Origin of the sequence: Methylomonas sp. MS20 (assembly GCF_050275925.1) — a bacterium.
GTDB lineage: Bacteria > Pseudomonadota > Gammaproteobacteria > Methylococcales > Methylomonadaceae > Methylomonas > Methylomonas koyamae_A.
This window is the reverse complement of record NZ_CP189962.1, coordinates 1,130,095-1,153,185: the sequence shown is the minus strand read 5'-3', so window position 1 is coordinate 1,153,185 and position 23,091 is coordinate 1,130,095. Positions and strand designations below refer to the sequence as shown.

Here is a 23,091-nt window from a genome sequence, read left to right as displayed (position 1 = left end):
ATGCCGTTAGTTGCCCATACCGATTTGCCGACCTTCGGCCGTCTGCGCGACGAAGGCGAAGAAATCCTCAGTCCGGCGCGCGCGCTAGGCCAATCCATCCGCGAATTGCATATCGGCCTGCTCAACATCATGCCCGACGCGGCGCTGGAAGCCACCGAACGCCAGTTTTTCCGGCTGGTCGGCGCTTGTAATCAGATTGCCCAATTTCATGTGCATCCATTCACGATCGCCGGCCTGGAACGCGGCCCTGAAGCGCTGGCTCATATCGAGCGCTATTACGAATCCTTCGAGCAAATCAAGCGGGACGGCCTGGATGCATTGATCATCAGCGGCGCCAACGTCACCCACGACCACTTGCAGGACGAAGCGTTTTGGGGACCGTTGACCGAAGTCTTCGAATGGGCCAAGCAAAACGTCACGTCGGTCCTGTGCTCCTGCCTCGCCACCCATGCCTTGATCCAACACTGCTACGGCGTCGAGCGCACCCGCTTGCCCAGCAAACGCTGGGGAGTGTTCTCGCACAAGGTCGTCGACCGCCGCCATCCGTTGGTGGCCGAAATCAACACCCGCTTCGACGTACCGCACTCGCGCTACAACGAAGTCTTTCAAGCGGACATGGCCAAACACGGATTGAAAGTATTGGTGGCCAGCGATCAGGCGGGCGTACATCTGGCGGTCAGTCCGGACGGCTTCCGTATCGTATTCTTCCAAGGCCATCCGGAATACGACGACATCAGCCTGCTGAAGGAATACAAGCGCGAGGTACTGCGGTTTTACCGAGCCGAGCGCGACGATTACCCGCCGTTCCCGGAAAACTACTTCGATCCGGCGACGCAACGCCTACTGTCCGAGTACGAAGCGGAGGTCAAGGCCGCCCGGCACGGCGCCAGACCGGTAAAAGCCCTGCCCGAGGAGGAGATACTCGGCCATTTGGACATTACTTGGCGCGACTCCGCCAAGGCGGTGTTCAACAATTGGCTGGGCAAGGTTTACCAAATCACCAACGAAGACCGGCGTTTGCCGTTCATGACCGGCATCGACCCGGACAACCCGTTGGGCCTCTAATGGACGCCGGCTTTTTACAGCAAGCGGTGGATTTGGCCACCGCCAATGTCGAACAAGGCGGCGGACCGTTCGGCGCGCTGATCGTCCGGGACGGCCGAGTCATCGCCGCCAGCGGCAATCGGGTGACCGCCGACCTGGACCCGAGCGCTCACGCCGAAGTCGCGGCGATCCGTCTGGCCTGTCGGGCGCTCGGCGACTTTCAGCTGCCCGACTGCACGCTCTACACCAGTTGCGAACCCTGCCCGATGTGCTTGGGCGCGATTTATTGGGCGCGGCTAAAGGCGGTGTATTACGCCTGCGACCGCCACGACGCGGCCCAAGCCGGTTTCGACGACGGCTTTATCTACGACGAAATCGGCAAGGCCGCCAAGCACCGCCGAATCGCAATGCGCCGACTGCCGCTGGCGGAACCGGATCTGCCGTTCCGCCGTTGGCAGGCCAAAACCGACAAAATCCGCTATTGAGCGGCCGGCGCCACCGCCGTTTTCGCGGGTGTCTCGGCCCCCTTGATTTTCAGCAACCAACCATCCTGACCCAGGCAACCGCTAGCGATGGTCTTGCTTTCGGCGGCTTTCGCGGTGACGTGTATCCGGGCAAATCCGCCGCTCAGCGCCGGCAAGGTCGCATTGACCAGATAGAAGGTCTTTTTATTGACAACATCCACTTTCATTTTCTCGCCACGCGCCTCGGCGGTGATCGTAAACGGGTCGGCGTTGGGCGAAACGTGAAACGACAACGGCACGCCCGGCGCCACTTCCGCCATGTGCGCGGGCGCGAAGTCCCGAAATTTGGGTTTTTTACATTGCTGTTTTTCTTCTTCGTCGGGCGTTACCGCCGCTACCGCGCCCGAAAAGAACACCGCGCACAGCAAAGCCGCGCATTTCCAGCCTGATGAACCTCTCATGTTGATCCCCTTGTTGTTATTCTAATGATCGAAAGCCGTCCCGGCCGCCGCTCTACGGCAGCGTTATCGGCACCACCTATCCGGCCGCCTCACTTTAATCAGTTTCGCCCGATAGTTCAACGCTTGGCCGGCCGGCGAGCCCCAGCAAACTTCTCCCCATCGCAATCCAGAACATGTAAAATCCTCGGCTTTCCCCGTTCCGTTGATTGAAAACATGACGAGTTTCGAAGGTACCACCATATTGTCCGTGCGGCGCGGCGACAAAGTCGTGATCGGCGGCGACGGCCAGGTCACGCTGGGCAACACCGTGATGAAGGCCAACGCCCGCAAGGTGCGCCGGCTTTACCACGACAAGGTGATAGGCGGTTTTGCCGGCGCCACCGCCGACGCCTTTACCCTGTTCGAACATTTCGAAGGCAAGCTTGAAAAACACCGCGGCAATCTGACCCGCGCCGCCGTCGAAATGGCCAAGGATTGGCGCACCGATCGAGCGCTGCGTAAGCTGGAAGCCTTGTTGATCATCGCCGACAGCAAGACCACCCTGGTCATTTCCGGCACCGGTGACGTGATCGAGCCGGAATACGATTTCATCGCGATCGGCTCCGGCGGCGCGTTCGCGCAAAGCGCGGCCCGCGCCTTGTACGAAAACACCGAACTCGGCGCCCGCGACATCGTCGAGAAATCGCTGCACATCGCCGCCGACATCTGTATCTACACCAACCACAATTTACGCATCGAAGAATTGGACGCCGAAGCCAAACCGGCGGAGCAAGAACAACCATGAGTCAAATGACCCCAAGAGAAATCGTCAGCGAACTGGACAAGCACATCGTCGGCCAGGCCGACGCCAAGCGCTCGGTCGCTATCGCGCTACGCAACCGCTGGCGCCGCGGCCAGGTAGATGCCGGCATGCGCGAGGAAATCACTCCGAAGAACATTCTGATGATAGGCCCCACTGGCGTCGGCAAGACCGAAATCGCCCGCCGCCTGGCCCGCTTGGCCAACGCCCCCTTCATTAAAATAGAAGCCACCAAGTTTACCGAGGTCGGTTACGTCGGCCGCGACGTGGAATCCATCATCCGCGATCTGGTGGACACCGCCGTCAAAATGACTCGCGTCGCGGCAATGGAAAAAGTGCAAAACCGCGCCGCCGACGCCGCCGAAGACAAGGTGCTGGACATTCTGCTGCCGCGCGCCGAGGGCGGCATGCTGTCGGAAACCGAGGAATCCACCCGCCAGAAAATGCGTAAAAAACTGCGCGAAGGCGATCTCGACGACAAGGAAATTCAAGTCGATGTCGCGGCGCCGTCGGTGGGTGTCGAGATCATGGCGCCGCCGGGCATGGAAGAAATGACCAATCAGTTACAGGGCATGTTTCAAAACCTGAACAGCGGCCGCACCAAGACCCGCAAATTGAAAATCAAGGACGCGCTGAAACTGCTACAGGAAGAAGAAGCCGGCAAACTGGTCAACGAGGAAGACATCAAGCAAACGGCGCTACAAGCCGTCGAGCAAAACGGCATCGTGTTCCTGGACGAGATCGACAAGATTTGCAAACGGGGCGAAATCGGCGGCGGCGAAGTCTCCCGCGAAGGCGTGCAGCGCGACTTGCTGCCGCTGGTCGAAGGCAGCACGGTCAGCACCAAATACGGCATGATCAAGACCGACCACGTGCTGTTCATCGCATCCGGAGCCTTTCATTTGACCAAACCGTCAGACCTGATTCCGGAGTTGCAAGGCCGTTTTCCGATCCGGGTCGAACTGAGCGCGCTCAGCGCCGAAGACTTCGTCCGCATCCTAACCGAGCCGAACGCCTCGCTGACCGAGCAATATCAGGCGCTACTCAAAACCGAAGGCGTGGACGTGCAATTTACCGCCGACGGCATCCGCCGCATCGCCGAGCTGGGCTGGCAGGTCAACGAAAAAACCGAGAACATCGGCGCCCGCCGCTTGCACACGATCTTGGAGAAGTTGCTGGAGGACGTGTCCTTCAACGCCCCGGACCTGCCGGAAAAAACCGTGACCATCGACGCCGCCTACGTCAACGCCCATTTGCTGGAACTGGCCGACGACGAAGACCTCAGCCGCTATATCTTATAAGCCATGCGTATCGAAATTCCGCCCTGCCACCACGTCCCGACCGAAATCAAGCTGCACCAGGTGTCGGGTATACTGGAAATCCATTTCGACGACGGCAGCATCTTCGAAATGCCGGCCGAATACCTGCGCGTCTACACCCAGTCGGCCGAAGCGGTCGGTCACGGCCCCGGCCAGGAAACCCTGCAAACAGGCAAGGAGGACGTTGCCATCACCGACATCCTGCCGGTCGGCAATTACGCGGTCAAACTGGTATTCAGCGACGGCCACGATACCGGCATTTACAGTTGGGACTTGTTGTACAAACTGGGTTCGGACTTTCCGCTGCTCTGGTCGCAATATCTCGAAGAACTCCAAGCCGCCGGCATTAGCCGCCGCTCGCCCATTACTCATTAAACGCCACCATGACTAACGACAACACTACCCATTTCGGCTTCAAACAAGTACCGGTCTCGGAAAAAGTCGCGATGGTGCGCGGCGTGTTCGATTCGGTCGCCAACAACTACGATCTGATGAACGATCTGATGTCGTTCGGCATTCACCGGATCTGGAAGCGGGTCGCGGTACAACTGGCCAATGTGCGCGAAGGCGATAAAATACTGGATCTGGCCGGCGGCACCGGCGATTTGACGATGCTGTACGAGAAACGGGTCGGCGCCAAGGGCCAAGTGGTATTGGCCGACATCAACGCCGAGATGCTGCGCAACGGTCGCGAACGCCTGGTCAACAAAGGTCTGGCCGGCAATATCCGTTACGCCCAGGTCAACGCCGAATGCCTGCCGTTCGCCGACAATACCTTCGATTGCGTGACGATAGGTTTCGGCTTGCGCAACGTCACCGACAAGGACGCCGCGCTGCGTTCGATGTACCGAGTCTTGAAACCGGGCGGCCGGGTCATCGTGCTGGAATTTTCCCATCCGACCGATCCGATTACCGAAAAGGTTTACGACTTTTATTCGTTCAATCTGCTGCCCAAAATCGGCGCGGTCGTCGCCAAGGACGAGGAAAGCTACCGCTATCTGGCCGAATCCATCCGGATGCACCCGAAGCAGGACGAACTAAAACAAATGATGGAAAACGCCGGCCTGGAGCGCTGCGAATATTTCAATATGACCCAGGGTATCGTCGCGGTGCACCGGGGCTACAAATTTTAAGCGCCGCGGCTTCCATCGACCCCGGATGGTAGCGCGCGATTGTCCGCAACAGCTCCGATCGACGAACGGCTAATGGCGAACGATTTTCTGCAAGTCAAACCCCTGCTGGTAGCCGCGCTGGAAACCGCGTTGAACCAGTATCTGGTGCTGGACGACCACCTCGAAGACTATCTGGCGCCGATGGCCGGCAAGGTCATCGCGTTGCGCATTCAGCCCTTCGGCGCCGAACTGTTCCTGTGTCCCGGCACCCGGCGCATCCAGATTCTGGAGAGTTACGCCGGCGAACCCGATGCCAGTTTGAGCGGCTCGCTGGCCGCTCTGGGCCTGATGGGCTTGAGCGCCACGCCCATGCGCTCGCTGTTTCGCGGCGAAGTCAAACTGGCCGGCGATACCCAACTGGCCCGCAAGCTGCAGCGCTTGTTCGAAAAACTGGACATCGCCTGGGAAGCCAAGTTGGCCCGCTACGCCGGCGCCGACCTGGCCCACCGCCTGGCCGGCTGGGTGCGCGGCGGCCGCGCCTGGTCGCGGCATGGCCTGACCACGTTTAAACTCAATCTGGAGGAATTTCTCCAGGAAGAAACCCGCGAACTGCCCGCCAAACCGGAAGCCGAGCAAGTCTTTCAACGGATAGACGAACTCCGGCAGGATGCCGATAGACTGACCGCGCGCCTCGACCGGCTGGCCGCCGCCCTCACTCCACCCACCGAACCCCGTTAAAAGGACTGCTTGTGATTCGTCCCAAAACCTTGATGCGCCTGATTCATATCAATTGGGTGATGATGTTCCACGGTTTGGACGAAATCGTGCTGAAAACCCGCTTGTTCCGGGCGATTCGCTTTCTGGCCTATTGCTCGCCCAACTACTGGCTGGGCCGCACCACGCTGCCGCGCGGCGTCCGCATCCGCAAAACCCTGGAAGACCTGGGGCCGATCTACGTCAAATTCGGCCAAACCCTGTCCACCCGCAAGGACTTGCTGCCGGAAGACATCGCCGAGGAGCTGGTCAAGCTACAGGATAAGGTGCCGCCCTTCCCGGCCGAAACGGCCCGAAAAATCATCGAGCAGCAACTCGGCCAAACCCTGGGCGAAGCCTTCGCCGAATTCAATCCGACGCCGCTGGCCTCGGCCTCGGTCGCCCAAGTTCATACCGCGCAATTGCACAGCGGCGAGCAAGTCATCGTCAAGGTGTTGCGCCCGGACATCGCCGGCAAGATTCACTCGGACGTCGCGCTGTTATTCGAATTCGCCAAACTGGCCGAGCGCTTCTGGCCGGATGCCCGCCGCCTGCGCGCCGTCGAAATCGTCGCCGAATTCGAGAAGACCATCCTCGACGAACTGGACCTGGTCCGCGAAGCCGCCAATGCCAGCGCGATCCGCAGCAATTTCAAAAACTCCGAAATGCTCTACATCCCGGAAATCCACTGGCCGCTGACCCGCCGCAAAGTGCTGGTGATGGAACGCATCTACGGTATTCCGGTCGGCGACATCGACGCCTTGCGCGAAGGCCAAGCCGATTTCAAGAAACTGGCGGAACGGGGCGTGGAAATATTCTTTACCCAAGTATTCCGCGACAATTTCTTCCACGCCGACATGCACCCCGGCAATATTTTCGTGCAACTGCCGGACAAATACCTGGCGGTCGATTTCGGCATCGTCGGCAGCCTGTCGGATTCCGATCAGCGTTATCTGGCCGAGAATTTCCTGGCCTTTTTCAACCACGATTACCGGCGGGTCGCGCAAATGCACATCGAGTCGGGCTGGGTGCCGAGCACGACTCGGGTCGAGGAATTCGAGGCAGCCATCCGCGCCGTCTGCGAACCCATCTTCGAAAAGCCGTTGAAAGACATCTCCTTCGGCCTGCTGTTGCTCAGACTGTTCCAGACCGCCCGCCGCTTCGACATGGTGGTCCAACCGCAATTGGTGCTGCTGCAAAAAACCTTGCTGAACATCGAAGGCCTGGGCCGGCAGCTCTACCCGGAGCTGGACCTGTGGCAAACCGCGAAACCCTTCCTGGAGAATTGGTTCAAGGAACGGATGGGACCCGCCGCCAAGCTCAAGGAACTGCTGGGCAAACTCCCGGAAATCACCGAGCAACTGCCGGAAATCCCGGCCCTGGTGTTGCACGCATTGCAGAGCACCGCCCAGATGCAGCAACAAATCCAGCACCACCAGCGCGAAATGGTATTGCTGCGCAAACAGCTCAAATCCAACAATCGCCGTTCGCTGTGGGCCATTTTGACCGCCGCCGCGATGATCAGCGCCGCGCTGATCCTCCAATTGCCCGGTCTCAACTACTGACCGCAATCCGCGCCCGACACCGCGTAACTCCCACTGAAGAAGGGTGTCGTAAAAGCCCCTCTCCTTGCGGGGTTGGGGTGAGGGGAAATATCAAGGTAAGGCATTGATTTTATCCCCCTCACCCTGCCCTCTCCCGCGAGGAGAAGGTTCTGTTTCGACTTTTACGACACCCTCTGAAGTGGAAGCTGGATTTTTTATTCACCGGGTAAGTGAGTGTGTTTTAGGCCGTTCGTGTTGAGCAAAGTCGAAACATGGACGGCCCAAAACACGTGACAACGGATCTTTTTGAGATACCCCAGTTTGCGGCAAGCATGCGCTCGCCAGTGTCACGAATCGGTCATAAAACCGGCTTATGCTCGCGGTCCAATCATCAATCAATTTTCGCTCGCGGAATGCCCTACTCGACCGCCGTTAACGGCCGCTTCTTTCAATTTGCGAATCTACGGGTGTTGATGGCCAAGGCATCGCCGCGCCGGGCGGCCGACGAATTGGCCGGATTGGCCGCCGATTCCGAGATCGAACGGGCCGCCGCCCAGCGTTGTCTGGCCGAGGTCGCGCTGCAACGCTTCTTAGAAGAGCCTCTGATCGACCCGGAATACGACGAAGTATCGCGCCTGATCCTGGATCGCCACGACCAGCGCGCATTTGCGCCGGTCGCCGGTTTGTCGGTCGGCGAATTCCGCGATTGGCTGCTGACCGGTCAAACCGACTTGACAGCGCTGGCGCCCGGATTGACGCCGGAAATGGTCGCCGCAGTCAGCAAAATCATGCGCAATCAGGATCTGATCGCGGTCGCCCGCCGTTGCCGGGTGGTCAGCCGATTTCGCAATACCTTGGGACTGCCGGGTCGGCTATCCACCCGGCTGCAGCCTAACCATCCGACCGACGACACGCGCGGCATCGCCGCCAGCATTCTCGACGGCTTGCTGTACGGCAGCGGCGACGCGGTAATCGGCATCAATCCGGCCACCGACAGCCTGGACAATGTCCGCGCCTTGCTGGAAATGCTCGACGGCATCATCCAACGCTACGCGATCCCGACCCAGGCCTGCGTGTTGGCCCACGTCACCACCACGATGGAACTGATGCGGCGCGGCGCACCGATCGATCTGGTGTTTCAGTCGATCGCCGGCACTGAAGCCGCCAACCGCAGCTTCGGCGTGGATTTAGCTCTGTTGCGCGAAGCCAGGGCGATGGCCGACGAGCAACGGCGCGGCAGCGTCGGCCATCAAGTGATGTACTTCGAGACCGGCCAGGGCAGCGCATTGTCCGCCGGCGCCAACCACGGTGTCGATGCGCAAACCTGCGAAGCCCGCGCCTACGCGGTCGCCCGCGAGTTCGATCCGCTGCTGGTCAATTCGGTGGTCGGCTTCATCGGCCCGGAATACCTGTACGACGGCAAACAGATTATCCGCGCCGGTCTGGAAGACCATTTTTGCGGCAAACTGCTCGGCCTGCCGATGGGATGCGACATTTGCTACACCAATCATGCCGAGGCGGACCAGGACGACATGGATACCTTGCTGACCTTGCTCGGCGTCGCCGGCTGCCATTTCGTGATGGGCGTACCCGGCGCCGACGACGTGATGCTGGCCTACCAAAGCACCTCGTTCCACGACGCGCTGTATCTGCGCGAAGCGCTGGGCCTGCGCCCCGCACCGGAATTCGAAGCCTGGCTGGAAAGCCTGGGCATCTTCGACAATAACCGCCTAACCGACCGCCGCGACGCGTCCCGGCTGCTCGGCCAATTTCGCGGCGAACTGACCGCATGAGCGATCCCTGGCTGGAACTGCGCCGTTACACTCAAGCTCGCATCGCGCTGGGCCGGGCCGGCTGCGCGCTGCCAACCTCGGCGCAACTGGAATTCAACGCCGCTCACGCCGCGGCTCGGGACGCGGTGCATCAACCGTGGGCGGTTCGCGCCTGTGCCGATGCAGTCGCCGATGCCGGCTGGCCGGTTTTGGTACTGAACACGCCGATTGCGGATCGCGCTCAATATTTGCGCCGACCGGACTTGGGCCGGCGCTTGACCGAAGACAGCCGCGCCCAACTGACGGCGCTGAACCCGACCGGCTCCGACGTCGCGCTGATCGTCAGCAACGGTCTGTCTTCGACTGCGGTCGAACGCCACGCTTTCAACCTATTGCAAGCGGTGACGGCCGCTTACCGCGCTTACGGCCTGACCCTGGCTCCGATTTGTCTGGTGCCGGAAGCCCGCGTCGCCGTCGCCGACGAAATCGGCGAACTGCTGCAAGCCAAACTCGCCGTCATCATCGTCGGCGAACGCCCCGGCTTAAGCGCCGCCGACAGCTTGGGCATTTACCTGACCCACGCGCCGCGCCTCGGCAATACCGACGCCGACCGCAACTGCCTATCCAACATCCGCCCGCCACAGGGCCTGGCTTACGAAGCCGCCGCGATCAAACTGGCTTATCTGAGCGCGCAAGCGCTGCGGCGCGGACTTTCCGGCGTGGCCTTGAAAGACGACATGCCGAGCGGCTGGTTGCCGACCAGCAAGGACGCCAACAGCTTGGACTGTTTTTAGCGTATGGAGCCGACAGATCCGCTTGGTTTGAATTAGATGCAACCTGGAAAAATACCGGGCATTTTCATTCTAAGCTTGAAAATTAGAACGTACCTAATTTTTAAGTATCGCCGTAGTAAGCAAAACTTTGTTGGATTAGTAATGCTTCCAAACAGCCAATATGTGCAAAAGTTGGGTGGAGCAAGGGCCGGAATTGGCAATGCGAGCTACCCGGAAGACAAAGCCTTATCCCCCCGAGAATTCAAGACTGCGTTTCCATGCCCTAGTCAGCCGAACACCCAAAGTTAAACGGCGAATGGGCGATCGGCCGCCTCGGGTAGATTCAGAACGGAATAAAGATGAAGGCGATCACGTCGTTGACGTAGCCGTCGGCGACTTTGTATTCCCGGTAGCCCTTGGACACGGCACTACCCAGCAGGTAATTTCGTTCGCGGTATTGCACCACTCGGGATTCGCGCTGACCGGCCGGCAAGCGAAAGCAGGCACCGTCCAAATCCAACAACTCGCCGGCGCCCAAATCCGAGTCGCCAGCGGTCGCGATGACCCGCTTTTGCCGATCTGCGAACAGCGCGAAACAACCCGCCACCGGACTACCCTGCTCGTCGCGAGGCAATACGTCGCTCAACATCGCCGCGAATTGCGGCTCGCTATCGAAAACAATGCCAATTCCGCCCACGACCCGGGTCGTATCGGCCAAATCGGTGATCGCTGCGTTGTAGATATAGGTAGGTCTCTGGGCGTACAACGCCGAACGGGCAAAAGGCGAGACCCGATAGCTTTGGCTGTCAGGGCATTTCAGGGCCGTGACCGCTCCGCTATCGTCGCCAACCCGGCCGCCGACCAAGGCCTGTTGGTTAGGATCGGACACCGCGACAATGTCACCGTTGGCGTCGTAAACATAGAGATTGGTATAAACCGTGTACAAGGCGTTGATGTATTGCAGAATATCGGCGATTTCGCGCCGCTGGCCGGCATCGGGGCTGCCGGCGGCCAGGTGACGACGAAATGCCGAGGTCAATGCCCACCAACGGCAATCGTTGGCGCGCTCGTACAGATTGCGGTCCATGATGTCGACCGCCAACGAAGCCAAAAAGCCCGCGTTGTTTAGATGCGACGACATCACGGTGGCTTGCTGCAAGCTGTTGACCGAGGCGGTAAAAATGCTGGCGATATCGGTGCCGATTTGTTTGATCGCTTCCAACACCGGCATGAATTCGGCGGCGTTTTTGCGGGCCGAGGCGATCTGGCCGTTCAATACCAGTAAACCGAGATCGTCGTTGATGGCGGCCGACGCCTTGCGGATGTCGCGCAGTTCCGGCGGAAAACTGCTGGCCTGCTCCATGATGTCCGGCTGATTGGCCGCCGCCATTGGATCGCGGCTAAACGCCTGATTCAGCGCGGTCATCATTTGTCCGCACCAGCCCAAACCGCGAAAGCCTTGATAACCGTTGCTGGCACGGGTGTTGATGATGTACTCGGCGCCGTGATAACGGGCGATGCGTACCGAGCGTTCGACGCTGGACCAGGTATTGACCGGCAACAATAATTCGTCGCTGCTGGCGATCACGCGGCCGTCGTCGCCCAGCACCCCTAGAATACCGTCGTCGCCGGCGCCGAGCAGGTCGGCGAAAATCCCGCGCATTTCGTCGTCGAACTTAAAGCACAGGCACAACACCCCCAGCAGTTTGGAATCGCGCTGGTTGGTTTCGGTAATTTGACAGGAATAGATCAACGAGTGGCGGCGATCCGGCTGTAAATCCGAATATCGGAAGGTTTCGACATAGGCTGCGCCGCCGGTCAAGGTTTCCGAAATCAGCGGATCCGACGACACCGTCACCGGATTGTGCTTATCGAGATGCGCCTTGACCCGCCCCTGGGTATCCAACACCAGAATTTCGTCGTAAACGCTGTATTTTTTAACGTATTCGCGCAGCCGGTCTTCAATGAACGCGGTTTGTTCGGCGGTTGGCGCGGCCAGACTTAGAAAGGCGCGAATATCGTCGTCGGTCGCCAGAAATCCGACGTCGGCGGTCCGTTCGAACAAATTCCGCACCAGTAAATCGATCGCCACCTGGGCCTTGGACGCGTTATCCAATACCAGCTTCTGGACGTTCTCCAGCAGCAGATTGTAGGTGAGCTTTTTTTGCAGCTCGCCGAATTTGCCCTGGATTTGATTCATGTCGTCCAATATCGTCGCGGCGACATTGTGGCTATTGATTTTGCCGATCAGCGCGATTTTGCCCCACCAATCGTTTAACGACGCCAGCTGCCGTTCGAACGTCTTGACGTCGGGCATCGCCGACAACAATTTATCCGAACTGTTTTCCAAAAGTGCCTGCATAAAACTCCTTGTTTGCGGTAGGTTGAAACAGCGTTCCCGACCGGCGCCGGCGAAATCGCCGACTTCCGGTACGAATTGCATGACATCGTCGATGCATTGCGGGAAGCGCCGACGCGGATCGACGCTTCCCGCACTACACGCCGCCGATCTCCGTGCGGCCGCCAAACGGGAAACAAAAACCGTACCAAGCGATCGAAACCACGAATTTCGCCGGCCGGCGCCGGCCGACCGGCGCGGCGACGGTAGCTGTCGCACCAGCACGGTGCGGTCTGCCGCACCAACTCCGCCAGATTCCATGCAAGCTATCTGGTTAATATTGTTGATAAATTCCCTATCCGCCGCCGACGTGTCGGCAATTGCGCCGGTCGGCTTGGCCTGACTCGCCGACTTTAGTACACTGAACCGATTACTTCATTTCAGGCAGCGCGCATGACTTACTGTATTGCAGTCTCGTTGAAGGACGGACTGGTGTTAACTTCGGATTCCAGAACCAATGCCGGCATCGACAATGTCAGCATTTACGGCAAGATGCACGCGTTCAACACCAACCCCGACCGCAAGATCGTCATGCTCAGCGCCGGCAATCTGGCCACCACGCAGTCGGTCATCGACCAAATCAAGCGCGACGTCAAGGAACACGCGGAAATCAATTTGAACACCGTGCATTACTTGTCCGAAGCCGCCGAGTATTTGGGTCGAATCAGCGTGGAAAAACAGCGCCGCCACACCGACGACGGCCAAAGCAGCTTCAATCCGTCGGCAACCTTCATTCTGGCCGGCCAGATTGCCCAGGAGCCGCACGGCGCCTATCTGGTTTACCCGGAGGGCAATTGCATCACCACCTCGCGGCAAACGCCTTATTTGCAAATCGGCGAGAACAAATACGGCAAACCGGTGCTGGATCGATTTTTGAAAATCGATACCGACCTGCACGAAGCCGGCCGCTGTTGCCTGATTTCGATGGATTCGACGATGCGCAGCAACGCCAGCGTCGGCGCGCCGGTGGAACTGTTGATTTACACGAAGGATGCGATGAAGCTGGACGAGTATTACTGCTTTCAGGAAGATAACGAATACCTGATTCAATTGCGGCGGATGTGGCACGAAAAGCTAAAGGAGGCCTTCGCGACCTTGCCGCAATTCAGCAAGGATGACGCTAAACCGCTACCGGGCTGCTTTTAACCGGGGAACGCAGCGGCCGGACAGATGAAAAGCGTCGTATCTGCATAGTCACGGCGCAAAGTCTGAACCCAAGCGCCCACCCTTCGCGTCCGATCTAGGTGGCGCGAAGGAGGACTTGTTTCGCCGGCCCTGCCGAACCGCCCGCCCGTTCCTTCGCCGAATCGGCAACAGTTAAGCCGCCTTTTCCAACTCCATGCTCGCTTCGCCGTTGTCGGCGTCGAAAAACCAGGCGGCCGCGATGCGCCGGTGCAAGTCGTCGAAACGGGTTTGCAGATCGTCCAGCAATGCGTGCAGTTCGCCGGGCGGCGTTTGACGCAGATCGACAGCCAGGATGCGATTCTCCAGGGCTTCCAAATGCGGGAATAAGGCCGTGGCATTGGGCAAACGCTTGATGCAATGGGCGATCTCGTCCAGACAATGCAGCACCGCTCGCGGAAAATCCGGATTCTTCAGCAAGTAGTCCAACACATCCTCGCCCTTGATGCGCTGACGCACCTGCTTGCGATACATCAACACCGCGCTCAGCGATTTCAAGACATTGATCCATAGAATGGTTTCGTACTCGCGCATCTTGTGGCTACGGTTTTCCGCCAACAGCACCGAACCGAAATCCATGATCCGGCTGGTCATGTCGGCGCGCTCGATATTGCGGCCGATGCATAAAAAACGGTAAGCGTCGTTTCGGCTCATCGCGCCGTAAATAAAGCCGGTGAAGCGTTGGCAACCTGCCATGATTTCCTGCAAATACTGAGCCCGGCCACGCCGATTCGACAAACTGTCCAGATGGTTGTTGGCGTACAGATACATTTCGTTGACCAATTCCCAAGCTTCGTCCGGCATCAGTTCGCGACTGGTGCGGATATTTTCCCGCGCCGCCGACAACGACGATAACAGCGAACCGGGATTACCGGTATCGGCCAACAGGAAACGGGTGGTATTGTGCTCGCTGGGGTTTTTGAAGCGCTGGTAAAACCCGGCCTCCACGCCGCAAATATTCAGCAGATTGTGCCAGCCCATTTCAACGCCGTAGGGCAAATCGTAGATCAAGTGCATCGTCGCGCTGATCAAGCGAGCGGTGTTCTCGGTGCGTTCCAGATAGCGGGCCAGCCAATAGAGACGTTCGGCGGAGCGAGATAGCATGTCATTTCTCCCGGTTGATGATCCAAGTGTCCTTGCTGCCGCCGCCCTGCGACGAGTTAACGACCAGCGAACCGGCTTTTAACGCGACGCGGGTCAGACCGCCGGCGGTCACGAAACCGCGCTCGCCTTGCAGGATGAACGGCCGCAAATCGATGTGGCGAGGCTCCAACCGATCGCCGCACAAGGTCGGACAGGTCGAAAGCGCCAGCGTGGGCTGCGCGATGTAGTTGCGCGGATTGGCCTGGACCAGTTTATGAAATTGCTTGATGTCTTTCTGGGTGGCATGCGGCCCGACCAACATGCCGTAACCGCCGGACTCGTTTGCCGGCTTGACGACCAATTCGGCCAGATGCTCCAGCACGTAGGCGCATTGCTCGGGATCGCTACAAAGATAGGTGGGTACGTTGGGCAACAGCGGCTCTTCGTTAAGATAGTAGCGGATCATCGCCGGCACGTAGGCATACACCACCTTGTCGTCGGCGACGCCGGCGCCGGGCGCGTTCGCCAACGCCACGTTGCCGGCCTTCCAAGCCCTCAGCAAGCCTTTGACGCCCAGCACCGAATCCTTCCGAAACACCTCCGGGTCGAGGAACATATCGTCGATCCGCCGATAGATCACGTCGACTTTTTCCAAACCCTTGACGGTGCGCATGTACACGCAATCGTCGTCCTTGACCACCAGGTCGCCGCCTTCGACCAACTCGGCGCCCATTTGTTGAGCCAAAAATGCATGTTCGAAGTATGCCGAGTTATAAATTCCGGGCGTCAATACCGCGATTTGCGGCTGATCCTCCGGTCTCGGCGCAATCGACGTCAGCATTTCGAACAATTGGGTCGGGTAGTCGTCCACCGGCAGTATGTTCAAGTTCTCGAGTAACTCGGGAAACACTCGCTTGGTGATGACCCGGTTCTCGATCATGTAAGACACGCCGGACGGCACCCGCAAATTGTCTTCCAGTACGTGAACCACGCCGTCGCCGTCGCGTACCAAATCGCTACCGCAGATATTGGCCCAAACCCCGAACTTGGGCTTGAACCCGACACATTCCGGCCGAAAATTGCTGGAACTCGCAATCAATTCGGTCGGCACCACGCCGTCCTTGATGATCTGCCGCTCGTTATAAACATCGTCGATGAAGTGGTTCAATGCCCGCAAACGCTGCCGCAAGCCGGCGTCAATGCCCCGCCACTCCTGAAAATCGATTAAGCGCGGAATGATGTCGAACGGCCAAGCCCGGTCGATGTTGCCTTCGTCGCTATAGACGGTGAAGGTAATACCCATCTCCAATATCGCCGCCTCGGCGGCCGACAGGCGCCCCTTGATGGCTTCCATGCCCAAGGATTGCAAGTACTGACTCAAAGTGGCGCACGTTTGACGCGGCTGGCCGCCACCATCCATCATTTCGTCGTAGGCTTGGTTGGCGCGGTATTGCGCCCATATCGATTGCTCGGACTTCATGCGGGCATCCCTGGTTATCGCTATTATGGTGCCGGACCGCACTAAGTTGGCGCACAAAAGCCGATTCCGGACTCACCCCGCGCCGTTTGCGCGGGTTTCATTTCGTCAATGCAAGCCTGATGCCAAAAAGCCCGGAAAAAGCGCGGTATTCACCAAAGCTGTGCATATTGCCAACAGCTGCCCAAAAATCGGACAATCGAACCACCGCTACGGATACTGGCGGTCGGAAACACACGAAAATGCCGCCCCTCGCTGCCACATCGTTGCCCGCCCGCCCGCGGGTCTCCCGATATACACTTAGGCGCGAAATTTGCTGTCGCTTAGCTTATCGTTCGTCAACTCAGGACCGCCATTGACTCCGCGCTCACCCCGACCCAGCAAAAATCGCTCGGCTTCCCACCGCAAATTGCGCCAAACGACTTAAACCGGCAAACTAAGCCCATGAGCCAGTTATTGCTAGAAGAAGCGTTATCCCCCGGCTATCGTCTGAACCCCAGCGTCTACGACGAAATGCTCGACAAATCCGGTCGCGTCCGGCCGCATTGGCGGCATTTGATGGAGGCTCTGCAACAGTTGGGACCCGAGGAACTGGCTCACCGGTATCGCGAAGCGCTACGGCTGTTGCGTGAGAACGGTGTCACCTATAACGTCTACGGCGATCCGGACGGCCTGAACCGACCTTGGCAGCTCGACCCGGTACCCTTCGTCGTTTCCGGCAACGAGTGGTTCGATATCGAAGCCGGCCTGTTGCAACGCGCCGAATTGCTGAATCTGGTATTGGCCGACTTGTACGGCCCGCGCACGCTGATCAAAAAGAACCTGTTGCCGCTGGAGCTGATATACAACCACGGCGGCTTCCTGCGCGCTTGCGATCAAGTGCGCTTGCCGGGCGAGCAACAATTGGTATTGTATGCCGCCGATTTGGCGCGCGGCCCCGACAACAAGATGTGGGTACTGGGCGACCGCACCCAAGCGCCGTCGGGCGCCGGTTACGCATTGGAAAACCGTTTGGCGATGTCGCGGGTATTGCCGAGCCTGTTTCGAGATGCTCAGGTCCACCGACTGGCCCGATTCTTTCAGGCGCTACGGGCCGGCCTGAACGCGATCGCTCCGCAAACCGCCCACACGCCGATGGTGGTGGTACTGACCCCCGGCCCGCTCAACGAAACTTTTTTCGAACACGCCTACCTGGCGTCCTACCTGGGCTACCCACTGGTGCAAGGCGACGACCTGACCGTCCGCGACGGTTATGTCTGGCTAAAATCGCTCACCGGTTTGCAACGGGTCGACGTGATTCTGCGCCGGGTAGACGACAATTATTGCGACCCGCTGGAACTGCGCGAAGATTCGCGCCTGGGCGTGCCCGGCCTTTTGGAAGCGGCCAGACGCGGCAATGTCGCGATCGCCAATCCGCTCGGCAGCGGGATTCTGGAAAACCCCGGTCTGTTGGCCTTCCTGCCCGGTATCGCACAACACTTTCTCGGCCAACCGTTAAAGCTGAATTCGATCGCCACCTGGTGGTGCGGTCAGGCCGGCGAATTGTCCTATGTCCTCGCCAATCTGAAACGTCTGGTCATCAAACCGATTTACCGGCAACCCGGCGAACACGCGGTGTTCGGCCACCAGCTCAGCAAGTCGCAGCTGGAGGTCTGGCGCGAGCGTATCCGAGCCCGCCCCGCCTTTTACGTCGCCCAGGAATACGAAAGTTTCTCGACCGTGCCGTCGATGGTCGGCGAAGGCTTCGAACCGCGCCAGGCCTTGCTGCGTTGTTTCGCGGTGGCCAGGGCCGGCGGCTACGCACTGATGCCCGGAGGCCTGACCCGTAGCGCGCCCAACTATGGCGACGTTTACATTACCAATCAACTCGGCAGCATCAGCAAGGATACTTGGGTCATAGCCACCGAACCGCAATCCCCGCCGGCCAGCGCCGGCCCGGCCAGCGCCGGCGGACCTCCCGGATTGCGCAATGCCTTGCCGAGCCGAGCCGCCGACAATATTTTTTGGGTGGGCCGCAATGCGGAACGCGCCGAAGGCTGCGTGCGTCTGTTGCGGGCGACGTTGAAGCGGTTGGTGATTAACCCGGACAGCGACCATCCCGACTATCCGCCCAGCCTGCATCGCCTGCTGCACTGCGTCACGAGTCTGACCGGTAGTTATCCCGGCTTCTTCGGCAAGAAAGCGGACGACAAGCTCCTGCGCGCGCCTGAGCCGGAACTGCTGGCCTTGATGCAGGACGATACCCGACCCGGCAGCCTGCCCAATTCGGTGCGGGGCTTGCAACAAGCCGGCTACGCGGTGCGGGATTTATGGTCGTCCGATACTTGGCGGGTTATCGACGAAATTGGCGAGCAAATCGCCGACACCAAACGCGCCGGTAAAACCGGTTTGTGGACGATGCAAGAGCACCTGGATCAACTGGTCACGTCGCTGTCCGCATTCAGCGGTTTGGTGATGGAAAGCATGACGCGAGGCAACGGTTGGTTGTTTTTGGACATCGGCCGTCGCCTGGAGCGGGGTCTGCAATTGATTTCGGTGTTGCGGACCGGATTTGCCGAGCCGCTGCCGGAAGGCGCGGAAACCAGACTGATCGAGACCTTGCTGGAGTGTAGCGACAACTTGATCTGTTATCGGCAACACTACCGCAGCAACCCGGAATTGGCGTCGTTTTTGGAGCTGCTGGTACTGGACCCCAACAATCCGCGTTCGCTGGCGTATCAAATCGCCCGCTTGCAGGAGCATGCCGACAAGTTGCCGAGGGAAACCGAAACCGGCCGGCTCGGCCCAGCGCAGCGCTTGATGCTGGAAGCCAACTGCATACTGAATCTGACCGACATCGACACTTGGCTGGTCGTCGAGAAATCCGGCGTGCGGGAGACCCTGGATCAACAACTCAGCCGGATTTATGCGTTGCTGGCGGCGTTATCGGATACGCTGACCGCCGGCTATTTCCGTCACGGCGACACGCCGCAATCGCTGTCTTGAGGCAGGAGGCCGCATGCGCTACCGCGTTACCCATACCACCCGTTACCGTTATCGCGACATGGTAGCCCTGTCTTACAACGAAGTCAGGATGCAGCCCCGCGCGTGCCCGCACCAACAACTGCTGGCCTCGACGCTGGAAATCAGCCCCAAGCCCAGCGATTACCGACTGCGCAGCGATTTTTTCGGCAACAGGGTCACCTGGTTTTCAATCCGAGAACCCCATCGGGAATTCGCGGTCACCGCCATTAGCGATATTGTCGTCTCCCCGGCGCCGGCCCAGTTGGACTGGTGCGAATCGGCCGATTGGGAAAGCGTCAAGGCGGCACTGTCCGCCGATACCGGCGAAGCGATGCAGGAGGCCCGCCAATTCTCTCTGACGTCGCCCTATATCCCGCCCTCGGCGGACCTAGCCGAGTATGCCGGCGCGTCTTTCACGCCCGGCCGACCGTTGATCGAAGCGGTTCACGATTTGATGCAGCGTATCTTCCGCGACTTTACTTTCGATCCGCATTTCAGCAATCTGGCGACCCCACTGAGCGAAGTGCTCGAGCATCGGCGCGGAGTCTGTCAAGATTTCGCCCACCTGGCGATTGGTTGCATCCGCTCGCAAGGCTTGGCGGCCCGGTATGTCAGCGGCTATATCGAAACCCTACCGCCGCCGGGCGTCGAAAAATTGATCGGCGCCGACGCCTCGCACGCGTGGTTTTCGGTGTTTCTGCCGGAACTGGGCTGGCTGGATTTCGACCCCACCAACAATCAACTGCCCGGCGACCGCCATATTACCGTGGCCTGGGGCCGCGACTACGGCGACGTCGCACCGCTGAAGGGCGTGATTTTCGGCGGCCAGAATCACGAATTGACAGTCTCCGTCTCCGTAGAAAATCTCGAACCTGACGCAGTCGGCATTCGCGGCAACCCGACAAGCGCCGCCGCCGATAACCCGGCTAAAATAACCCCTTTGAATCCAACTCCTCCGATTCCATGAATATCCTACACAAAGCTCATCCCTGGCACGGCATCGCTCCCGGCGATAGCGCTCCGGACATCGTCACCGCATTTATCGAAATCGTGCCGTCCGATACCGTCAAATATGAGATCGACAAACACAGCGGCTATCTGAAAATCGACCGACCTCAGAAATTTTCCAATATGATTCCGACCCTGTACGGCTTTATCCCGCGCACCTATTGCGCTGAAAAAATCGCCGAATATGCAGCCGTGCAATCCGGCCGGCCGGTCAGCAAGGGCGACGGCGACCCGTTGGATATTTGCGTACTCAGCGAACGTAGCGTGACGCACGGCGACATCTTGCTGCAAGCAATACCGATCGGCGGTTTCCGCCTGTTGGACGGTGGCGAGGCCGACGACAAGATCATCGCGGTGATGAAGGGCGACGAGTTTTACCGGCAATGGCGCGACGTTTCCGATTGTCCGGAATCCTACATCAACCGTCTGAAACACTACTTTTTGACTTACAAACACCTACCCAGCGAGAAAAGCGTTTGCGAAATTACTCACGTCTACGGTAGACAGGAAGCGCACGAAGTGATTAAACGGTCGATGGCCGACTACCAATACCATTTCGGCTGCCAAGACGACGGCTAGTGCAACCCGCTCGCCGTTTTATCCGTGCAAAGGCCGCCGGTAAGACCCGGCGACCTTCATTCAGGAAAAACCGCTTCGATCCGCGGAACTCAAACCACGCTAACTTCAGCCGCGTCGTGGCTTAAAACTTGACCGGCGCTATCGATTTCGATGCGGCGCGGCTTCATCGCTTCCGGCACTCGCTTAGTCAAGCGCACGGTCAGAATGCCGTCGCGGTAATGGGCGCCCGCCACTTCAATGTGTTCGGCCAAATTGAAGCGTCGCTCAAAATTACGACTGACAATGCCTTGGTGCAAAAAATGCCGTTTATCGCCCGCCCGTGGTTTTTCGCCCTTAACGGTCAACACCTTGTTTTCGGTTTCGATAGTGAGTTGTTCCGGGGAGAAACCAGCTACCGCTAAACTGATCGCGTACTGTTTATCCTCGACGAGTTCAATGTCGTAAGGTGGGTAATCGTAGTTGGCCCGATCGGTTTGCAAAATCCCGTCCAGCATAGCGGCCCATTGGCCGGAAGCCAGGTTAGGACGATATATTGGGGTGTATTCGACTCGCATCATTCCATCCTCCTAAATTTCAAGATCACGGTTACCGAACCGGCTAACGGTTCGTCCGACTTGGATTTAGGAGCACTTTGCAAAATTTCAAGTCCTAAAATAGGCGATTGACTATCCGTCAAGCGAAAAAAAGGTCAGGCCGCCTTGACTGCGCGGCCCGACCGAGAGGGAACGACTAAAATGCGCGGCCAGGCTTGACGCCGAGCTTTCTCAAAATAATCGCCAGAGGACAAAAACCAGTGAATGCGGCTTGCAGCAGGTTCGCACCGACAAAGGCGGTAAACCATAACCAATTCGGCGAATGCCAATGCGCCAAGGCCAGGCTCGACAAGATGAACGAACCGGCAAACGCCATCACCCAGCGATCGATGGACATAAGGACCTCCTATTTCAAACGCACCACACCCATGAATTTCAACATCATTCGTTCGTAGAAGGGTTCGCTAATGCCTTTTCTAACCTTGCGCATAAAGTATTTTTCGAACGCAATCTTCGCCAGATGCACCCACTTGCCATGAGCCGACCAAGTGGTGTTACGCGGTGGAATCTGCGGTACGGCCAAGAAGGCAACGCCGCTATCGCCCAGGTCCGCCAGACACAACGCGCTCAAACTCGGTTTGTCGGTCGGCTGTTTGCCGGCCAATTCGTCACGGATATTGTGCGCGGTCGCGGTGACCATCGATTCGATCATGTAACCGGTTTTCGGGGTCCCGGTCGGCACCGGGGTTTTTTCAACCGGCGGCAGGGCCACGCAAACGCCGACCGAGTAAACATTTTTATAGGTCGGGTTACGTTGATACTCATCGACGATGACAAAGCCGCGCGGGTTGGTCAGGCCTTCGGCGCCGCAGTGGCGTACCGCGTCGACACCGGTGAAAGCCGGCAGCATCATCGAATGCTTGAACGGCACCTCGTGCTTTTTCTTTTCGTTGCCGTCGTCGTCAACTTCGGTGACATACATCATGCCCTGTTCAATTTTGTCGACCTTGGCGTTGGTGATCCATTTGATGGTCTTATCGCGCAAAGCGCTTTCCAATAACCCTTTGGTATCGCCGACGCCACCCAAGCCCAAATGGCCGATGTAGGGTTCGGAAGTCACGAAGGTCATCGGTACTTTGTCGCGAATCTTGCGTTTGCGCAATTCGGTTTCGATAATCATCAGGTATTCGTAGGCGGGACCGAAACAGGATGCGCCCTGGACCGCGCCGATGACAATCGGGCCGGGGTCGTCCATGAAGCGGTCCCAATCATCGGAGGCCAATGCGGCGTGATCGACGTGGCAAACCGACGAGGTATGCCCGCCGTGCGGCCCCAAACCGGGCACTTCGTCGAAGGCCAAACGAGGTCCGGTGGCGATCACCAAAAAGTCGTATTCCACCGACGTGCCGTCCGCCAGATCGACTTTATTATTGGCCGGATCGACTTTACTGGCGGACTTCTGTATGAAGTTGATGCCTTTCTTGGCCATCACCGGCGCCAATTCGATTTTCAAATCTTCCGGCTTGCGCCATTTCGGCGGTATCCACGGGTTCGAAGGGACGAAGTGGAACGTCGGGGTGTCGGATATCACGACCACTTCGTGAGCCTTGCCGACGATTTCCTTCATTTCATACGCCATCGGCACGCCACCGATGCCCGCGCCTAATACTACGATTCTTGCCATGACATGCTCCTCTCGCTGATGTCTAAACGAATACGCGGCCGAGTCTATCGTTATTCTTTATCGTGTTATAAAAGCCACCGACCGTGCGAAACCTAGAATATTA

Annotated in this window: 21 protein-coding genes; 14 read left to right on the top strand and 7 right to left on the bottom strand. The window is 58.6% G+C overall.

Going from position 1 to position 23,091, the window contains the following annotated elements; translation table 11 throughout:
- Both metA and ACQE3D_RS05120 read left to right on the top strand, forming a co-directional pair.
- The gene (metA, locus tag ACQE3D_RS05125) at positions 1 to 1,065 is read left to right on the top strand and encodes a homoserine O-succinyltransferase MetA (protein ID WP_313728828.1); all 1,065 of its coding nucleotides are present in this window, start codon (positions 1 to 3) and stop codon (positions 1,063 to 1,065) included.
- Positions 1,065 to 1,529 (top strand): nucleoside deaminase, encoded by a 465-nt coding sequence (locus tag ACQE3D_RS05120; protein WP_071154819.1) that lies wholly within the window; start codon positions 1,065 to 1,067, stop codon positions 1,527 to 1,529. The genes metA and ACQE3D_RS05120 overlap by 1 nt, the downstream gene beginning before the upstream one ends.
- Here ACQE3D_RS05120 and ACQE3D_RS05115 read toward each other — a convergent pair.
- The gene (locus ACQE3D_RS05115) at positions 1,523 to 1,969 is read right to left on the bottom strand and encodes a hypothetical protein (RefSeq protein ID WP_313728829.1); all 447 of its coding nucleotides are present in this window, start codon (positions 1,967 to 1,969) and stop codon (positions 1,523 to 1,525) included. The genes ACQE3D_RS05120 and ACQE3D_RS05115 overlap by 7 nt on opposite strands.
- A 214-nt stretch (positions 1,970 to 2,183) precedes the next feature.
- Between ACQE3D_RS05115 and hslV the strand changes: the two genes are divergently transcribed.
- The 8 genes from hslV (at position 2,184) to eutC (ending at position 10,062) form a co-directional block, all read left to right on the top strand.
- Entirely contained in the window at positions 2,184 to 2,753 is a 570-nt protein-coding gene (gene hslV / locus ACQE3D_RS05110; RefSeq protein ID WP_071154817.1) for an ATP-dependent protease subunit HslV, read from the top strand.
- Positions 2,750 to 4,069, top strand: a complete 1,320-nt coding sequence (gene hslU, locus ACQE3D_RS05105) for an ATP-dependent protease ATPase subunit HslU (protein ID WP_064024249.1) — start codon at positions 2,750 to 2,752, stop codon at positions 4,067 to 4,069. Before hslV ends, hslU begins: the two co-directional genes overlap by 4 nt.
- Before the next feature lie 3 nt (positions 4,070 to 4,072).
- Positions 4,073 to 4,462, top strand: a complete 390-nt coding sequence (locus tag ACQE3D_RS05100) for a gamma-butyrobetaine hydroxylase-like domain-containing protein (protein WP_064024251.1) — start codon at positions 4,073 to 4,075, stop codon at positions 4,460 to 4,462.
- 8 nt (positions 4,463 to 4,470) lie between these two features.
- Entirely contained in the window at positions 4,471 to 5,220 is a 750-nt protein-coding gene (gene ubiE, locus ACQE3D_RS05095; RefSeq protein WP_064024253.1) for a bifunctional demethylmenaquinone methyltransferase/2-methoxy-6-polyprenyl-1,4-benzoquinol methylase UbiE, read from the top strand.
- A 72-nt stretch (positions 5,221 to 5,292) separates the two neighbouring features.
- Positions 5,293 to 5,937, top strand: coding sequence for a ubiquinone biosynthesis accessory factor UbiJ (locus ACQE3D_RS05090; RefSeq protein ID WP_313728830.1), 645 nt, complete (start codon positions 5,293 to 5,295; stop codon positions 5,935 to 5,937).
- A gap of 11 nt (positions 5,938 to 5,948) precedes the next feature.
- Entirely contained in the window at positions 5,949 to 7,517 is a 1,569-nt protein-coding gene (ubiB, locus tag ACQE3D_RS05085) for a ubiquinone biosynthesis regulatory protein kinase UbiB (RefSeq protein ID WP_168031847.1), read from the top strand.
- 392 nt (positions 7,518 to 7,909) lie between these two features.
- Entirely contained in the window at positions 7,910 to 9,289 is a 1,380-nt protein-coding gene (locus ACQE3D_RS05080; RefSeq protein ID WP_313728831.1) for an ethanolamine ammonia-lyase subunit EutB, read from the top strand.
- Entirely contained in the window at positions 9,286 to 10,062 is a 777-nt protein-coding gene (gene eutC / locus ACQE3D_RS05075) for an ethanolamine ammonia-lyase subunit EutC (protein WP_313728832.1), read from the top strand. The genes ACQE3D_RS05080 and eutC overlap by 4 nt, the downstream gene beginning before the upstream one ends.
- Positions 10,063 to 10,384: 322 nt before the next feature.
- On the opposite strand, the gene ACQE3D_RS05070 is transcribed toward eutC, so the two are convergent.
- Positions 10,385 to 12,484, bottom strand: a complete 2,100-nt coding sequence (locus ACQE3D_RS05070) for a cache domain-containing protein (RefSeq protein ID WP_427551417.1) — start codon at positions 12,482 to 12,484, stop codon at positions 10,385 to 10,387.
- Positions 12,485 to 12,832: 348 nt separating this feature from the next.
- Between ACQE3D_RS05070 and ACQE3D_RS05065 the strand changes: the two genes are divergently transcribed.
- Positions 12,833 to 13,585 (top strand): peptidase, encoded by a 753-nt coding sequence (locus tag ACQE3D_RS05065; RefSeq protein ID WP_071154809.1) that lies wholly within the window; start codon positions 12,833 to 12,835, stop codon positions 13,583 to 13,585.
- Between the two features lie 171 nt (positions 13,586 to 13,756).
- Here ACQE3D_RS05065 and ACQE3D_RS05060 read toward each other — a convergent pair whose 3' ends face one another.
- Both ACQE3D_RS05060 and ACQE3D_RS05055 read right to left on the bottom strand, forming a co-directional pair.
- Entirely contained in the window at positions 13,757 to 14,725 is a 969-nt protein-coding gene (locus tag ACQE3D_RS05060; protein ID WP_064031068.1) for an alpha-E domain-containing protein, read from the bottom strand.
- Between the two features lies 1 nt (position 14,726).
- A complete protein-coding gene (locus ACQE3D_RS05055; RefSeq protein WP_313728834.1) occupies positions 14,727 to 16,184 on the bottom strand; it encodes a circularly permuted type 2 ATP-grasp protein in 1,458 nt (485 codons plus the stop codon).
- A 441-nt stretch (positions 16,185 to 16,625) separates the two neighbouring features.
- Between ACQE3D_RS05055 and ACQE3D_RS05050 the strand changes: the two genes are divergently transcribed.
- Genes ACQE3D_RS05050 through ACQE3D_RS05040 form a run of 3 tightly spaced genes read left to right on the top strand, consistent with a single transcriptional unit; the run spans position 16,626 to position 20,771 of the window.
- Positions 16,626 to 19,166 carry a circularly permuted type 2 ATP-grasp protein gene (locus ACQE3D_RS05050; RefSeq protein ID WP_313728835.1) on the top strand — a complete coding sequence of 847 codons (2,541 nt, stop codon included), beginning with the start codon at positions 16,626 to 16,628 and terminating at the stop codon, positions 19,164 to 19,166.
- Between the two features lie 13 nt (positions 19,167 to 19,179).
- The gene (locus ACQE3D_RS05045; protein WP_313728836.1) at positions 19,180 to 20,151 is read left to right on the top strand and encodes a transglutaminase family protein; all 972 of its coding nucleotides are present in this window, start codon (positions 19,180 to 19,182) and stop codon (positions 20,149 to 20,151) included.
- Positions 20,148 to 20,771: an inorganic pyrophosphatase gene (locus ACQE3D_RS05040; RefSeq protein WP_313728837.1), complete on the top strand. Its 624-nt coding sequence runs from the start codon at positions 20,148 to 20,150 to the stop codon at positions 20,769 to 20,771. The genes ACQE3D_RS05045 and ACQE3D_RS05040 overlap by 4 nt, the downstream gene beginning before the upstream one ends.
- Before the next feature lie 89 nt (positions 20,772 to 20,860).
- Here ACQE3D_RS05040 and ACQE3D_RS05035 read toward each other — a convergent pair whose 3' ends face one another.
- From ACQE3D_RS05035 to ACQE3D_RS05025, 3 genes are all read right to left on the bottom strand, one after another.
- Entirely contained in the window at positions 20,861 to 21,328 is a 468-nt protein-coding gene (locus ACQE3D_RS05035) for an Hsp20 family protein (protein WP_071154807.1), read from the bottom strand.
- A gap of 172 nt (positions 21,329 to 21,500) precedes the next feature.
- Complete coding sequence (locus tag ACQE3D_RS05030; RefSeq protein WP_064031063.1) at positions 21,501 to 21,701, bottom strand: YgaP family membrane protein; 201 nt, start codon at positions 21,699 to 21,701, stop codon at positions 21,501 to 21,503.
- 9 nt (positions 21,702 to 21,710) lie between these two features.
- Positions 21,711 to 22,988, bottom strand: a complete 1,278-nt coding sequence (locus ACQE3D_RS05025; RefSeq protein ID WP_313728838.1) for an NAD(P)/FAD-dependent oxidoreductase — start codon at positions 22,986 to 22,988, stop codon at positions 21,711 to 21,713.
- Positions 22,989 to 23,091: the final 103 nt, after the last annotated feature.

What these genes read in the sequence shown, in the direction of transcription:
- metA (WP_313728828.1), top strand. Translation starts at nt 1, where the DNA reads ATGCCGTTAGTTGCCCATACCGATTTGCCGACCTTCGGCCGTCTGCGC.
- ACQE3D_RS05120 (WP_071154819.1), top strand. Translation starts at nt 1,065, where the DNA reads ATGGACGCCGGCTTTTTACAGCAAGCGGTGGATTTGGCCACCGCCAAT.
- ACQE3D_RS05115 (WP_313728829.1), bottom strand. Translation starts at nt 1,969, where the DNA reads ATGAGAGGTTCATCAGGCTGGAAATGCGCGGCTTTGCTGTGCGCGGTG.
- hslV (WP_071154817.1), top strand. Translation starts at nt 2,184, where the DNA reads ATGACGAGTTTCGAAGGTACCACCATATTGTCCGTGCGGCGCGGCGAC.
- hslU (WP_064024249.1), top strand. Translation starts at nt 2,750, where the DNA reads ATGAGTCAAATGACCCCAAGAGAAATCGTCAGCGAACTGGACAAGCAC.
- ACQE3D_RS05100 (WP_064024251.1), top strand. Translation starts at nt 4,073, where the DNA reads ATGCGTATCGAAATTCCGCCCTGCCACCACGTCCCGACCGAAATCAAG.
- ubiE (WP_064024253.1), top strand. Translation starts at nt 4,471, where the DNA reads ATGACTAACGACAACACTACCCATTTCGGCTTCAAACAAGTACCGGTC.
- ACQE3D_RS05090 (WP_313728830.1), top strand. Translation starts at nt 5,293, where the DNA reads ATGGCGAACGATTTTCTGCAAGTCAAACCCCTGCTGGTAGCCGCGCTG.
- ACQE3D_RS05080 (WP_313728831.1), top strand. Translation starts at nt 7,910, where the DNA reads ATGCCCTACTCGACCGCCGTTAACGGCCGCTTCTTTCAATTTGCGAAT.
- eutC (WP_313728832.1), top strand. Translation starts at nt 9,286, where the DNA reads ATGAGCGATCCCTGGCTGGAACTGCGCCGTTACACTCAAGCTCGCATC.
- ACQE3D_RS05070 (WP_427551417.1), bottom strand. Translation starts at nt 12,484, where the DNA reads ATGCAATTCGTACCGGAAGTCGGCGATTTCGCCGGCGCCGGTCGGGAA.
- ACQE3D_RS05065 (WP_071154809.1), top strand. Translation starts at nt 12,833, where the DNA reads ATGACTTACTGTATTGCAGTCTCGTTGAAGGACGGACTGGTGTTAACT.
- ACQE3D_RS05060 (WP_064031068.1), bottom strand. Translation starts at nt 14,725, where the DNA reads ATGCTATCTCGCTCCGCCGAACGTCTCTATTGGCTGGCCCGCTATCTG.
- ACQE3D_RS05055 (WP_313728834.1), bottom strand. Translation starts at nt 16,184, where the DNA reads ATGAAGTCCGAGCAATCGATATGGGCGCAATACCGCGCCAACCAAGCC.
- ACQE3D_RS05050 (WP_313728835.1), top strand. Translation starts at nt 16,626, where the DNA reads ATGAGCCAGTTATTGCTAGAAGAAGCGTTATCCCCCGGCTATCGTCTG.
- ACQE3D_RS05045 (WP_313728836.1), top strand. Translation starts at nt 19,180, where the DNA reads ATGCGCTACCGCGTTACCCATACCACCCGTTACCGTTATCGCGACATG.
- ACQE3D_RS05040 (WP_313728837.1), top strand. Translation starts at nt 20,148, where the DNA reads ATGAATATCCTACACAAAGCTCATCCCTGGCACGGCATCGCTCCCGGC.
- ACQE3D_RS05035 (WP_071154807.1), bottom strand. Translation starts at nt 21,328, where the DNA reads ATGATGCGAGTCGAATACACCCCAATATATCGTCCTAACCTGGCTTCC.
- ACQE3D_RS05030 (WP_064031063.1), bottom strand. Translation starts at nt 21,701, where the DNA reads ATGTCCATCGATCGCTGGGTGATGGCGTTTGCCGGTTCGTTCATCTTG.
- ACQE3D_RS05025 (WP_313728838.1), bottom strand. Translation starts at nt 22,988, where the DNA reads ATGGCAAGAATCGTAGTATTAGGCGCGGGCATCGGTGGCGTGCCGATG.